Origin of the sequence: Flavobacterium sp. ACAM 123 (assembly GCF_000264055.1) — a bacterium.
GTDB lineage: Bacteria > Bacteroidota > Bacteroidia > Flavobacteriales > Flavobacteriaceae > Flavobacterium.
In genome coordinates this window covers 43,193-58,399 of the sequence record NZ_AJXL01000010.1, presented here as the reverse complement: position 1 = coordinate 58,399, position 15,207 = coordinate 43,193, and the positions used below count along the sequence as shown (strand labels likewise).

The window sequence follows — 15,207 nt, the reverse complement described above, 5'->3', positions numbered from 1 at the left end:
CTTTTTATCTTTACTTGATTTACGGTAGTAGTTTTTTTTCAGTAAAGAAAAATTAACTCTAATTTTCACCGTCGATAGTCTCGTAAATAACTGTAACTATTATTCATTTTGATGGCCTACGTAATTTACTGAAGTTACCGTTTAGCTTCCTCTTCTCGTCCAGCCGAAAATTGAACAGTTACTAAGCGACCATCATCCTCCGGGGTCAAAATGTTTTACACCAAAGTAGAGAAGCATTCATAATTAGATTAATACCAAAACGATTTGGACTAAAACATAAATTCGTTTGGTATAACCTTGATCGGATTTTGTGTTTAGACAAGAATACGACTTTGATCAAATTGATAATAAAGTGAACTTTATAGAATTGGGTCCCTATTTGGTATAGTCTGAATTTGATTGGAAAAATGATGAAAACAAAACGAATCGGGAAAAGAATAATTAGCGAAATTTCTTGTTTCACTTTTGATTATGAAAAAAGAATTTAACGCGCTAGAAAAGCAACGTCTGAATAAAATACAGTTTAGTAAAACGATCATAATTTATTGTAAAGTAACATATAACCTATCGGAGCTCGCAGATTTCTATTAATATTTTATTTACTATCTTTAGTATTTAAACGAAGCATACACAATAAAGCGGAAGGAACGCATTGAAAATTAAATTCAAAAGAAAGATGGTATATGCAACTACGTTCTATTTTTGAAATTACTCCAGTACCCGTTATTAACGAAAAAATAAAAAATACAGGTAGCAAAGCGTATAACTAATTGCTGGATTGTGTTTCAAGCATATCGCCTCAATTCTGGTTAACTTCCGGAACGAAATCCTTTTTGTTATCTTAGTGCTTAAACAATAAAACATAATTGAACCGTTCCTCTCGATATTTTTCATTTGATTATAAAGAAGTTATTTTTGATCAGTAAGGCCGATCTTATGTAAGATAAAAGAGGTAAAGAAACCGACTCTGGAAGTCGTGAGAAAATAATTTGAAGAACTAAAATACAAATTAATGTAAAGTCTGAACAGTAAACAAACTACTTAAAAGATGACAGTTGATCAGTGGCTTACAATAGGAATTATCTTTGTTGCGGTGATACTTTTTATTACCGACTGGCTCAGTGTGGACTTGGTTGGTTTAGTTATTATTTCATTATTAATGATAAGTGGCGTTTTAACTCCGTTAGAAGCCGTAGGGGGATTTAGTAATAGCGCAACCATAACTATAATGGCTATGTTCGGCTTGAGTGCAGCTATTCTAAATACGGGTCAGCTCGTTAACATTGGAAATTATCTTTCAAAAGTACTGGTTAAAAATAGAACAAAAGGACTTTTACTCATAATGGTATTTGCAGGCGTAATTTCTGCATTTATAAACAATACTCCAGTGGTTGCTGTGTTTATTCCAATAATTTTGTCTGCGAGTGCTGAAGCAAAAATCAGTCCTTCTAAGGTTTTAATCCCTCTTTCTTTCGCATCAATGTTCGGTGGGCTTTGTTCCCTTATTGGTACATCAACAAATATCATTGTGAGTGGTATTGCAGAAACAGAAGGACTCGCTCCTTTTGGAATGTTCGAAATGGCACCGGTTGGGATTTTCTTATTTGGTGCCGGCGTTTTATATTTACTTCTTGCAGGAAATAAATTAATTCCTGAAAGAACAATATCAAAGCAACTAACGAAGAAATACGATATGGGAGATTACCTAACTGATATTCGTATTTTACCTGGTGCTCCATCGATTGGAAAAACAATATCTCAGTCGCCAATAATAACAGATTTGAAAATTGATATCATTGGATTCAGAAAAAAACAAGCCCATTTTTCCAAACCAAATTATTCAACCATTCTTGAACCAGATGATGTATTAAGACTAAGTTGTAATTTTCAACAGATAAGTACTATTAAGCAACGAGAAGGTGTCGAAATTATTCAGGGAAATATAATAAGTGAGGAAGAGCAGAGAACAAAAGATACTACACTTGCAGAAGCGCTTATTACTCCGGGTTCTGAATTGCAAGGGAAAACTATTTCACAAACAAAATTCAAACATCAGTTTGGGGCAGTTGTTCTTGCTATCAGGAGTCGAAGAGGAATTCTTCATACTCGCCTTACCAGAGCGGTGCTTCGACCAGGGGACATCCTTTTACTTAGTGGGGACAAAGAACTATTTGCTGAATACAAAAGTGGGGCAAATATCATTGAAAACCCGTTCATCATTATTTCTGAGAAAGAAGAAAAAATTAAAGTAAATAAGCGAAACTTAATGATCGTTTTTTCAATTTTAATATTGGTAGTTTTATTACCATCTCTCGATATCCTGCCTATACTTGCAAGTTCTATCATAGGTATTTCAGTTTTGGTTTTATTGCGTTCAATCACCATGGCACAGATCTACACCGCTATCGATTGGAATGTAATTTTTCTCCTTGCTGGTACACTTAGTCTGGGAATTGCAATGCAAAAAACTGGAACCGACAAGCTAATGGCTGAAAACATATTGAAATATTTTGGCAGTTGGGGGCCTGTAGCATTGGTTTCTGTATTGTATTTTGTTACCACTATTTTAACTGAATTAATTTCTAACAGTGCTTCCGCTGTTCTACTAACGCCTATTGCGATTTCAATGGCTGATAGTATGGGTGTCGATGCTAAACCTTTTTTGTTTGCAATAATGTTTGCTGCATCAGCGAGTTTTATGACACCAGTAGGCTATCAGACTAACACAATGATTTATGCCGCAGGAAACTACAAGTTTTTTGATTTCTTTAGGATCGGTGCGCCACTGAATTTGTTATTCTGGATACTTGCCTCAATATTAATCCCCTTATTTTATAAATTTTAAAAATGGATACACTAAAAAACATATTCCAACAAATAAAGGATTTTCTGGGCTACAGAATCTTTACTTTAGGAGACAATGAAATTACACTATGGAAACTGACAGTCTTTATTCTTTCCATCATTTTATTGATAGTAGCCACAAACATCATTGTGCGGCTTCTTAAAAACAAAATTCTTCCAAAAAGAAAACTTGATTTAGGTATGAGATATGCCATTGCAAACTTATTTAGAATTTGCTTTATCACTATCGGGATAATCATTATTGTTTCCACTGCGGGAGTTGACATGAGTATTGTAACAATTCTATTCGGTACGCTGGGAATTGGTATTGGTTTTGGACTCCAAAGTGTCTTTAGTAATTTCATCAGTGGTATTATTATTCTTATAGAGCATCCAGTAAAATTTGGAGATCGAATTGAAGTAGGGAACGCCTCAGGTAATGTAGTTAAAATTTCTGCTAGAGCAATAACCATCTTAACAAACGACAATATCAATATCATTGTTCCTAACTCAGATTTTATCAATAAAGAGGTAATCAATTGGAGTCATAATGATAAGGTAATCCGGTTTAGAATTCCTATTGGTGTTTCCTATTCATCTGATGTAAGATTAGTTGAAAAACTGTTGCTTGAAGTTGCACTTGAAAATGAAGATGTACTAAAAGACCCCGCTTCAGTGGTCCGCTTTATTAATTTCGGAGAGAGTTCGCTTAATTTCGAATTGCGCATTTGGACAACTGCTCAAATCCACAAACAGGGGAAGATTACAAGCGATCTGAACTTTGCTATTTTTGAAAAATTATTACAGAACGATATTAAAATTCCGTTTCCACAGCGAGATCTACATATAATACAGTCAGAAATCTAAAATCATAAAAACAGTAGAAGATTCAGACAATTAAATTGATTTTTAAATAAAAGGCTTGATTTTACTCGAGGGAAAACTACAAAGTCTTGTATTGCGCTTAGTCTGGAGTAGCTGGAGTACTAAATACTTTGCAAATAATAGGGTTGATTGACCGTTTTATTTTTTTTATAACAGTAAAGAAAAAAAGTTAAGTGTATTTATAATTGCGGATAATCACAAGTAACTAAATATAAAATCCATAATCAGCTACTGCGTGATTTAAATAAGTTACCGTTTCACATCGCCTCTTCGTTGAATCAAAAAATTAGCAAGCACCAAGCAAACGAAATTTTAAAGCGACCTACCAATTTGCTTCATTATGCACACACTCAAAAATTAATAACACGTGAAATATCTTATTACAGCATTTCTTTTTACAGGAGTTTTGATTTCCTGTAATTCATCAGACAAAACAAAAACGACAATAGAGGAATCCGAAACAAAAAGTACATTAAATGATAGCAATAAACAATTACAGAATATTGATAGTGATAAAGCTTTAATTGCAACAGCATTACTAGCTGCTCCAAAAGAAAGCAGATTAAAATGTAAAGTTATTGGATATAATGTGGCCGGTGAATTTGTGACGCTGAGAGAAGGAGATAATCAATTTATTGTTCTTGCAGATAATCCTAATCAGGATGGATTTAGTGCTGCCTGTTATCATAAAGATCTCGAACCCTTTATGGCGAGAGGAAGAGCCTTAAGAACAGAAGGAAAGACAGAGCAAGAAGTATTTGCTATCCGTGAAGCAGAGATGAAAACTGGTCAACTTAAAATAACTCCTGGATTGACTTTACACATCTACTACGGAGCTAAGACAGTGTATGATCCTGAAACTTCAAAAGTGGAAGATGCACAACTTCGCTATGTGGTATATATGCCATGGGCCACATCAGAATCTACTGGTTTGCCAACAGTCCCAATGGCTTCTAATCATCCTTGGATTATGAATCCCGGAACACATAAAGCGCACATTATGATATCCCCTTTACCAGAATATAAAGAGTAGGCTTGATCAGGAACTAAAAATAATGATAGTGATGCTGAAAACAGAACTAAAAAAAGGAAATAAATTAAACACAAGCACCAACATAAATTAAGGTAAGCTCTAAACTAGCTCAAATACAAGCAAAGCGAACAAGGGAAAGTTATTCATTATAAGGACTATCCAGTTTGTATTTACTATATGAGGGGCCTAAAATAGGTGAAAAACTAGAAACAAAACCGAAATAAACTATTCCAATATTCAAACTAAAAATACGAGCAATGGAAAAAATTTAGGACACTAGCAATAGTGCTATTTTTAAGTATCACTTTTCTTTTTTGGGTGCTTACTAATGCTCATTTAAAAAAAGAATATGGGAAAAAGATGTGGGAAAAATGGACAGCCAGACTTTTTTATTGGCAAGGTGCCATATGCACTAGTACCGGAATCACAATTCTACTACTACTTGTTTTAAAATGGGCAAATGTATTGACTTTTTAGAAGTTTAAAAAGCAAGTAACCTGAGAAGAACGTTTTATTACTGTACGAATCCTTTCGTGAGTCTCTAGCCCATAAATAATCTTTATTTTAAGAAATACGTAGAAATTATACGTTTCATAACCGCTAGTGTTTATACTTTATTAACTTCGCCTCAGCAAACTACCGGCTAGCTGTGTTTACCTCTAATGCTTATAGAGTTTAGTACATTGAGACTATAAAATATTGTCAAAAAAAAAGGATTCCAAAATAAAAAAGCTACTAATAGGGAAAAATATTAAAATGAAAACTAACTCAAGGATAGCATCAATATTAAAAGCGAATAGTTTAGACATTTCTATTACTGGTTTACAAACTTTTGATTTATCAAAATTAAAACTAACAACTGATCTGGAGTTTCAACTACCAACCAATTTAAGATTGGGCCATTTAGCCGAAAAAATTATTTCTGAATTAATTAAAGCATCGACCAACTACAAAGTACTCTACGAAAATATTCAGGTAATTGAAGATAAAAAAACCATTGGTGAAATTGATTTTATTATCGAAGATACAAACACAAAGCAGGTAATCCATATGGAATTAGCTTATAAATTTTATCTCTTTGACCCTAGCATCTCTCCAGAACCAATAAATAATTGGATTGGCCCAAATAGGAATGATTCTTTGCAAGAGAAATTACAAAAATTAAAAACAACGCAATTTCCTTTACTCTACCATAATCTTACCAAATCAAAGTTTAATACTATCGCAATTGACGAAGTTTCTCAAGCACTCTGTTTATTAGTTTCTTTGTTTATTCCTTATAAATACAAAGGACGCTTTAGCTCTACTTACGAAAAAGCCATAAAAGGCTACTATGTAAGCTTAGAAACATTTATTAGCCTTGATGATCCCGAAAAAAACTATTATATCCCATTTAAAAAAGAATGGGGAATGGACCCATCTGAAAGCGACATTTGGACTGATTTTTCTGGTATCGAAAAACAGGTTAACACTAGTATTACAGAAAAACAAGCTCCATTATGTTGGCAAAAATATAAAGATTCCTATTCCGCTTTCTTTATTGTTTGGTGGTAATACCACTTATACATTCAATATAGTCCAATTGCATTGTACTCTTTTCATAGCACATTAGCGATATACCGAACCTATTTAGACTAAAACATATTTCCGTTTAGTATGACTTATTTTACTACTTCACTCTCTTTTTTTTGTATTGTACCTAGTTTTAAATTATTTTTACAAAAATCTAATTTTTTACGCTTTACACTACTCAAAGTTTAGTTCTAAATCGGTCTAACATGATGATGAATTTAGTGCTTCGCACACCCGTTTGCTCTAATCAAAAGACAATGTAATTTTAACTCTTTGTGACCCGCGTATCCTACAGATTGACAATAACTTTAGTGGAACAAACAACAACTGGAAATAATAAATTATGAAAGAATATATAATACCATTTTTAACTATCGCATTAGTTTGTTTTACCTCGAATACAATACTTGCACAGCATTCACAAAGTAATTTAGTTGAGCTAAGTAGCGATTATGCAAAATACAATTTAAATGAATCCAATGTTCCTGAAAAATGGGAGGATGGTATGAGAACTTCCGGAGAAAAAGGAACCTATGAATGGTGGTATTTTGACACGCATTTAGATGATGGAAGTACGGTAGTAATTGTGTTTTTTACTAAATTCATGACAAGTATTAATAAATCACTGGCCCCACTAGTTACACTTAATATTGATAAGGCGGATGGAACCAAAATAGAAAAGTCTTTTATAGGTGACCCAGACGATTTTTTTGCTTCAAAAGATTCGTGTAACGTTAAAATTGGCAAAAATTATTTCGCAGGAAATTTAAAAACCTATGAAATACATTTTGAAGATGAAGATATCAATTTAACAGCTAAAATTACTAGGACTACTGAAAGCTGGAGACCAAAAACGGGGCATCTTTTATTTGGCACAGAGAAAAGTAAGGAATTTAATTGGGTCGTGCCGGTACCTCAAGGGAAAGTTGCTTTGTCGTACAACTACGATGGAAAAGAAATAAAGACTTCAGGTTCAGGTTACCACGATCACAATTGGGGAAATAATTCTATTATGGAACTATTTAACCATTGGTATTGGTCTAGAGCCGAAATTGGACCGTATAATGTAATTGCTTCAGAAATGATTGCAGAAAAAGAATTTAATAACGAAAGTACTATCGTTTTTAACATCTCAAAAGATGGGAAAACAATTACAGACAATGGAGAGAACGTAAAATTGTATAGAACGATGGGTAAGATGCATCCAACATTAAATAAAGAGGTAAGCGATGATTTGCTTTTTATTTATGATAGCCCAAAAGAGGAATATCGATATGAATATTATCTTTATAAAGAGAATTTTATTGTAGAATCAAATCTTCTTGCAGAAATACTTGGCAAAGGTTTAAAATATAGAATGGCTAAAATGCTTACGGGACTAAATCCAGCCTATTTCAGGTTTAAAGGAAAAGCGGAGTTGAGGGTTTATAAAGGAAATGTTCTAGTAGATAAACATGTTAGTTCTTCGGCAGTTTGGGAATTAATGTATTTTGGTAAACCAATGGGAAGTGAGTAAAGTCGGTATGCTGCCAGCATTGGATAACAAATAATAGCAAAGGAAGTTTTGATTTTATCGATAGTAGACTACCTCAACCGTTTTTTCACTTTATAGTGCTGATCTGCATTTAGCAACATATTCTTACACTAAACGTGATAGCCAACTCCAATAGAAAAAAAATACTTAAACGAAAAAATTTAGATAGCGTTTCTAGGCGTCTTTTAAATATTAGTAAACAATTTTTAACTGGTTTTTTGCTTGATCTGTTTCACCTTATCAATTTGATTTTTAGAGTTTTATTTTGTTTTAGCAGGACTGGACTCGCTGTGGTATAGGTTACTAGTTATTGCAGCGAAAATTAATTAGAGATAATTTTGATACTGAAAATCAAAATAAACTGAGCCATAAGTGTGAAATTAGCTGATATCTAATAAAGGGTTTATAATTAGTTCACTCTGGGCAATTCGTTTAAATGAACTAATTAAAAAACGCTACGACACAATACTTCACGTCAATTATTCTACCTTTAGAATTAAATTACAAAAGCGCTTGAAAGAAAAACTCAAACAAGTAGAATTATTTTTAAAAAGTTCCAGCTTTGACCGCGGAATCCGCATTGGAGTTGGAATCGCCGTGCCCCTCGCCCTGCTGTATTTTGTAGGTTATTTTGAATATGCTCCAGCGGTTGTCATTGGTGCTTTTATAAATGCCCCTGGAGATATCCCTGGAAGCGTAAAACGCAAGGTCAATGCCATCTTAGTCAGTATTGGATTAACAATGGTCATTACAACTATAATCCTATTTGCAAAACCTTTCTTACCCCTCTTATTGCTAGCAATTACTGTCATAACGTTTCTCGTATCGCTACTATCGGTTTATGGTTTTAGAGCATCTTTAGTTTCCTTTTCTGGCTTGTTATCGATGGTAATAGCAATTGCCATTCAAAAAGAAACAGCATATGAGATTATGATTCAAGTCGCCTTAATGGGATTGGGTGGTCTTTGGTATTTGGTCGTATCCTTTATTTTTCGAAAATTTGCTCCTGTAAAAGATCAAAATCAATTATTATCAGATACACTTCTCCTTATTGGTGAATACCTAAAATTAAGAGCCAAATTACTAACAAAGAAAACTGCGCGTGACGAACACCTTAAAAAAAGCTTTGTCCTGCAACATCAGATCAACGAAAAGCATGAAACACTGCGAGAAACACTGCTTACCTCAAGGAAGCGCTCTGGTCGTTCGCATTATGAAGAAAAGCAACTCTTAATCTTGCTTTCTTCTATTAATATCTTCGAACTGATAGAAGCAAAACATTTGGATTATAAAATGATCGATAGCATTTTTGGCGAGCATAAAGAATTTCTAAAAGCTTCAAAAAACCTGAGTAAAATCATGGGCAACCACCTTATTCGTTTGTCCGAATTATTGATTCAAAATGATAAAATACCAGATAAAGATATTTTATTAAATGCGCTATCAGAAGCCAACGAATCAATTGCAAATTACACCAATACCATCAAATTACCTGAAGCGCGTGAAGGAGCTTTAGTATTGAAAAATCTATACGATTACCAAGAACAGCTACTTCAAGAAATCAGAACTATAAGACGTTTAATGGCCAATGTCAAAGAGGCATCCAAAGTATCCTTAAAAAGAGAAGATTCGAGTCAGTTTTTAACACTCCAAGAATACAGGCTGAATGTCCTTGTCCAAAACTTCAGTTTAGATTCCACCATGTTTAGACATTCCTTGCGACTTGCCATTGCGATTGTATTTGCTTATCTGTTAGGTTTTATTTTTGACATACAAAACACCTATTGGATTTTGCTGACCATTATTGTTATTATGCGACCTAGCTATGGCCTAACTAAAGAGCGTTCTAAAGATCGTATCATCGGCACACTCATCGGTGGCGCTGTTGCTGTTGGTATTGTGCTGATCACTCAAAATGTAGTGATCTATGGCATATTGGCACTTGTTTCCTTGATATTTGCATTTGCATTGATACAGCAAAATTATAAGTTTGCTGCCGCATTGATTACCATTAGTATCATCTTTGTGTATTCCTTTATCAATCCTAATGCCTTTGAAGTGATCCAATATCGGGTCATCGACACCATCATTGGATCCACTATCGCTGTGATTGCTAATTATATCGTTGTGCCAAGTTGGGAAGCCAACAATCTAAAACAGGTACTTCTGAATGCTTTGAAAAGGAACAAAGAATATCTTTTAGCGACACAAATGTTGTATCAAGATCCCTCTGAACACAAACTCTCCTATAGTTTGGCAAGGAAAGAAGCCTTTCTCGCTATAAGTAACTTAAATGCTGCGTTCCAACGATTGACCCAAGACCCAAAATCAAAACAGACCGAGTTTCAACTGATTTATGAAATTGTTACGCTTAACCAGACCATGATTTCTGCTATCGCATCGATAGGTAGTTTTATAAGTAGTCATAAAACCACACCTGCTTCTATCGAATTTAATATACTCATTAAAAGAATAGCCAATACCCTACAAATCTCATTCGATAGTTTAGACGATACTCAAATAAAGAAAACCGTCACTGAAGAAACTGTTGAAGATGCGGAAGAAAAGTTATTGGGCAAATACCAGCAATTATCAAATTTGCGAGATGAAAATATCAGGCAAGGAAACACTGAATTAGATACCGAAACGCTTCATGGCCTGCAGGAAGCTTATTTGATTGCCAATCACATGACCTGGTTGAAATCGCTTTCGGAAAACCTACAAAAAGCAACGAAAGGCTATCATTCCTCTATCGTAGAGGACCAATAGCCAATTTCTTCAATATCAGGAAATACGCCCAACTAACTTTTTATTTTTAATTATGGCACGTCCTCACGAATTGAATTTGGTCCTTGTCCCTACCCTCTTTATTAAGTATTCTAACTATTCAGTCCTCATCCTAATTGATAATATTTATGCCTAATAGCGAAAAAAGCAACGCATTACTTGTTAAGCACTTATCACTTAAACTGCCGCTTTCTAGTATCTAGTTTATGAAATAAAAGACTTGTACCTTCCTTTATAATCGAATATCAAGTCTTTTTTCTTTACCGTTAACCTCGTCTGACTATCCATAAAGGGTGCCTCCTTTATTTGATTATAAAACCAATTTATTTTGCTATCAACTCGACTCGACCGCCAATAAGATAGCGACGTAATGACAAACAGCAGCTGCGAGCACAAAAAAATGCCAAACAGCGTGGTTGTACCGATATTTCTTCCACAGGTAAAAAACAACACCTATCAGGTAAAGTGCGGCTCCAATTAGGATCATTGTGAGTATATTAGAAGGAATACTTTCAAAAAACGTACGTCCGCCAACAACCATAATCAAACCCATTCCTATGTAAATTAGCGTTGATAAGATCTTCCATTTTCCAATAAAAAAAATCTTATAGATTATTCCCAATACAGTAAGACCCCACAAAACCGAAAGCAACGTGATGCCGAAAGAATTAGGCATATATAGTAGTAAAAACGGCGTATAAGTACCCGCTATTAAGAAATAAATACTGATGTGATCCAGGATTTCAAGTGTTCGTTTTGCCTGAGTGTGTTGAATTCCATGGTAGAGTGTGGAAAAAGTAAAAAGTTGTAAAAAACAAAAACCATATATAGCGGCCCCAACAACCCCCGAAGTGTTATCACTTTTAATGGCAAATGCTATTAAAATAGGAATGCTAACAATCCCAAAAATAATTCCAAAACCATGTACGATACTGTTTACCAGTTCTTGCTTGATTTGAGTATTTGAGTTTTGAGTTGGCATAAAATTGAGTTGCTAAGGCATATTGTTATAACGCCTTTTTGTAAAATTACTCAAATCTAATCCTAAGTTAGCTCTATTGGCTATATAATTTCCCCTTTCATTCCTATCAAGTCTGTTTTTAAGAGGTCTTCCCCGCCTGCGGACAAATTCTTTTGCTTGAATCTCATAAACACTAATTTGCTATAAATATTTAATATTCATCGTTGTAAAATATTAATTAGGAAAGATAAATTCCAAATGCAGCGGGTTTGTACTTTATGAATTTTGCAGTTATATTATGATTAGACGTGTTTACCCACAATGAAGACTAAGATTTAGTAACTAAGCGAATGGTTTATCTAGTATGAAAAATTATAGGATTAGAATTTCATGCTAGGTGTATTTGCTTTTTAGTAGATTTAAAAAAAAAGTCGTATTTTAGTAAAGCACAAATACGCAATTTTAGATTCCTAACTTATCAAATTGCCAAACTATTAGCGGTAATACTTTGATAGAATTAATTGAAAACATATTTAATTTAAATGTGTGTACAATAATATTATTTAGAAGATTTATCGAATAAACAATCGTTTATAAATAGGTACTGAATAAATAAAAACTAAGTTTATAACATCAAAAATGATAGATTTAAGCAATTTAAAGGGAGATTTTATTGGTGGTTTAGTCGCTGGAGTAGTTGCCTTACCCTTAGCTCTTGCATTTGGTGTGCAATCAGGAATGGGTGCTACTGCAGGTCTTTATGGCGCCATCATGGTAGGGATATTTGCAGCGATATTCGGTGGTACACCCACCCAAGCTAGTGGACCAACTGGACCAATGACCGTAGTTTCCGCTACCTTAGTTGCTGCGTCCATTCAAATAACAGGGAGTCTGGAAACGGCGATGGGAATTATACTTTTAAGCTTTCTGTTAGGTGGGCTTTTACAAATTGTTTTTGGACTTATAAACATTGCAGGGTATGTGAAATATTTTCCCTACCCCGTAGTTTCAGGTTTTATGAGCGGAGTGGGTCTGATCATTATACTTCTTCAATTATTTCCTTTTGTTGGGCTCATTTCGGCAAAATCAACCTTCGCAGTATTGGAGGATTTACCTAGACTTTTTTCGAACTTTAATATGCATGCGCTTGCACTGGGCATTTTGACTGTGTTGATTTACTATTTATTCCCACTACTCACCAAAGCTATTCCTAGTGCGCTAGCAGCTTTAGTTGTTGGTGCGCTGACTGGTTATTTCTTGGGATGGGACGTTCCCGTTATAGGAGAAATTCCATCTGGAATTCCAAATTTACAGATAGGAACCCTATTTAATACTATACCAACAGAGGCATACGCCTTAATAGTGGAGTATGCTGCCGTGCTGGCTGTACTGGGTAGTATTGACTCCTTGTTGACTTCGGTAATTGCAGACAATATGACTAAAACACGGCATAACAGCAATCGAGAATTGATTGGACAAGGAATAGGTAATATGTTAGCAGCCGCTTTTGGGGGAATCCCTGGTGCAGGAGCAACAAAAGGTACCGTAGTCAATATTAATGCTGGAGGGAAAACCCGGATCTCAGGAACTATTCATGGCTTATTTTTATTAGCGGTTCTTTTAGGTTTAGGTTCCTTAGCGGCTTATATCCCGCTATCGGTTTTAGCAGGCTTACTCATACCAATTGGCTTCAAAATTATTGATGTCAAAGGCTTAAAGCATTTATTGCGAGTACCACGAGCCGATGCAGCGGTTTTAATTTTAGTGTTAGTAATTACTACTTTTGGAAGTCTGATCCAAGCAGTCGGACTGGGTGTGGCACTAGCATCAATTTTATTTATGAAAAAAGCAAGTGATCTGGGTGAAAAGGGCATTATCGTAGAATCTGTAGAAAACTTGAAAGACGAAAAACCATGGCAGGATGAATTGCCTTTCTATGAGGAGTATAAAGATAAAGTATTAATCAAGCACCTAAAAGGACCGCTATTTTTTGGATTTACAACGCATCTTAAAAATCAAGTTGCCACTACCGATAAAAAGATTAAAGTCTTAATTATTCGAATGGACGAAGTTCCACTAATTGATCAATCAGGACTTTATACATTAGAAGATATCGTATTTGATTTACAACAGATAGGCACGCAGGTATTACTAGTAAACCTTCAAGAGCAACCCATGGACAAATTAAGATCAATTGATATTATCCCAAATCTAGTTCCAGAGAAGCATCTTTTTCTAAATGTAAAAGAAGCATTCGCTTATATAAAAGAGATCAATACAATAGAATAAAGTATTAACTATTAGAATTTTGACTTATAAATAAAATATTCATTTTGAACGGTATCATCATAATCGCTAAAAGTAATCAAAATAGAGATAACTGCTGTATTTGTCTTTAGCGTTACAGTAGAGCTTAGAATTAACTAAAACAAAAACGAAATGGATATTAGAGTAGTAGAAACAATACTGGCAATCGCTTCCTTCTTTATTTTAAGATTTGCCACTATTAAATTTCTTTCAAAGATTCAGAATAAATATGATTATTCAAAATATAGAATGAGACCTATTTTGAAGTTTATTAATTTGGTCGCTTTTATACTACTCATAACTATAATAATAGCGATTTGGGGAGTTGAACAGACAAAGCTTTTGACTTTTGTTACTTCTGTTCTTGCTGTTATTGGAATCGCATTATTTGCTCAGTGGTCCATTCTTTCAAACATTTCTTCTGCACTGATCATTTTTATAAGCCATCCCGTAAAATTAGGGGAATCAGTTACAATTATTGATAAGGAATATGATATTACGGGACGAGTGTCTGACATCGGGCTATTCTATGTAATTATGAAAACAGAGACCGATGAAAAGATCATGATTCCAAATAACCTTTTTTTACAAAAAGCAACAAAAATAAATTCAGAAAAATAAGAGGTATAATTCTATTAGTGGCCTTTTATTACCTTCTCCGGTGCGAATCCTTTCGTGTGGTATTTGTCAATACTTATTTTCTACAGGCAGTCAATAACTTTATTTTTAAACAGTAAGTAGCAAATATACATATCATGTATTCGTTTTTTCCTAACGGGAAAAAATTCCTTTCAGCAAGCACATAAACCTAAACCGGTATCAGCATAGAAACATCGTGGCATGCATCTCTCGATGGCTATGCAGTTGCCATCGACACTTTCCCTTTGGAATTAAACTCCTTGAGCAACAAAACGGCTTGTATCTTTTAAAATAAATCTGTTTAGCTAAATTGCAGCACATAGAAAAATAGGCTAATCAACGACAATAAGATATTGACTTATATGAAAGAGGTATTAAAAAATAGGCTAACGGACAGATCTAATAAACTAACGAAACGATTACTTATTTACGATGAAAACCTAACCAAAATTGAATTGTTAGAATAATCTGAGGAAGTATTTAATAATTATAATTCTGAATCTCAGCACCAAGTGAGTTACCTACTGTTTATCGCAGTATATTCGATACGGTTATCTGTTATATTGAGCACCTACTGCGTACTTAATGAGGCAAATAATCTAAAATCACAGCTATTTCCATAGCCTTTAGTGCAGTTATAGAAAA

The 15,207-nt window shown here is 34.2% G+C and carries 9 protein-coding genes; 8 read left to right on the top strand and 1 reads right to left on the bottom strand.

Translation table 11 applies throughout. The features are described from left to right. Positions 1–1,048 precede the first annotated feature (1,048 nt). The 6 genes from A3SG_RS0103125 (at position 1,049) to A3SG_RS0103095 (ending at position 10,637) form a co-directional block, all read left to right on the top strand. Positions 1,049–2,845, top strand: coding sequence for an SLC13 family permease (locus A3SG_RS0103125; protein WP_016988549.1), 1,797 nt, complete (start codon positions 1,049–1,051; stop codon positions 2,843–2,845). Positions 2,846–2,847: 2 nt separating this feature from the next. After that, entirely contained in the window at positions 2,848–3,711 is an 864-nt protein-coding gene (locus A3SG_RS0103120; protein WP_016988548.1) for a mechanosensitive ion channel family protein, read from the top strand. A gap of 385 nt (positions 3,712–4,096) precedes the next feature. Further along, on the top strand, positions 4,097–4,762 hold the full coding sequence (locus tag A3SG_RS0103115; protein ID WP_016988547.1) for a hypothetical protein: 666 nt from the start codon (positions 4,097–4,099) through the stop codon (positions 4,760–4,762). A gap of 756 nt (positions 4,763–5,518) precedes the next feature. Next, on the top strand, positions 5,519–6,316 hold the full coding sequence (locus A3SG_RS0103105) for a DUF1853 family protein (protein ID WP_050979817.1): 798 nt from the start codon (positions 5,519–5,521) through the stop codon (positions 6,314–6,316). Positions 6,317–6,677: 361 nt separating this feature from the next. Then, complete coding sequence (locus A3SG_RS0103100; RefSeq protein WP_016988544.1) at positions 6,678–7,850, top strand: hypothetical protein; 1,173 nt, start codon at positions 6,678–6,680, stop codon at positions 7,848–7,850. A 531-nt stretch (positions 7,851–8,381) separates the two neighbouring features. Then, complete coding sequence (locus A3SG_RS0103095; protein ID WP_016988543.1) at positions 8,382–10,637, top strand: FUSC family protein; 2,256 nt, start codon at positions 8,382–8,384, stop codon at positions 10,635–10,637. Between the two features lie 352 nt (positions 10,638–10,989). Here A3SG_RS0103095 and trhA read toward each other — a convergent pair whose 3' ends face one another. Further along, positions 10,990–11,637, bottom strand: a complete 648-nt coding sequence (trhA, locus tag A3SG_RS0103090; RefSeq protein WP_016988542.1) for a PAQR family membrane homeostasis protein TrhA — start codon at positions 11,635–11,637, stop codon at positions 10,990–10,992. 618 nt (positions 11,638–12,255) lie between these two features. Here trhA and A3SG_RS0103085 point away from each other — a divergent pair. Both A3SG_RS0103085 and A3SG_RS0103080 read left to right on the top strand, forming a co-directional pair. Next, entirely contained in the window at positions 12,256–13,905 is a 1,650-nt protein-coding gene (locus A3SG_RS0103085; RefSeq protein WP_016988541.1) for a SulP family inorganic anion transporter, read from the top strand. A 150-nt stretch (positions 13,906–14,055) separates the two neighbouring features. Further along, complete coding sequence (locus A3SG_RS0103080) at positions 14,056–14,544, top strand: mechanosensitive ion channel domain-containing protein (RefSeq protein WP_016988540.1); 489 nt, start codon at positions 14,056–14,058, stop codon at positions 14,542–14,544. Positions 14,545–15,207: the final 663 nt, after the last annotated feature.

Excerpts from the sequence above, each read along its gene's own strand:
- A3SG_RS0103105 (WP_050979817.1), top strand. The coding sequence starts at position 5,519 with ATGAAAACTAACTCAAGGATAGCATCAATATTAAAAGCGAATAGTTTA.
- A3SG_RS0103085 (WP_016988541.1), top strand. The coding sequence starts at position 12,256 with ATGATAGATTTAAGCAATTTAAAGGGAGATTTTATTGGTGGTTTAGTC.
- trhA (WP_016988542.1), bottom strand. The coding sequence starts at position 11,637 with ATGCCAACTCAAAACTCAAATACTCAAATCAAGCAAGAACTGGTAAAC.
- A3SG_RS0103120 (WP_016988548.1), top strand. The coding sequence starts at position 2,848 with ATGGATACACTAAAAAACATATTCCAACAAATAAAGGATTTTCTGGGC.
- A3SG_RS0103125 (WP_016988549.1), top strand. The coding sequence starts at position 1,049 with ATGACAGTTGATCAGTGGCTTACAATAGGAATTATCTTTGTTGCGGTG.
- A3SG_RS0103080 (WP_016988540.1), top strand. The coding sequence starts at position 14,056 with ATGGATATTAGAGTAGTAGAAACAATACTGGCAATCGCTTCCTTCTTT.
- A3SG_RS0103100 (WP_016988544.1), top strand. The coding sequence starts at position 6,678 with ATGAAAGAATATATAATACCATTTTTAACTATCGCATTAGTTTGTTTT.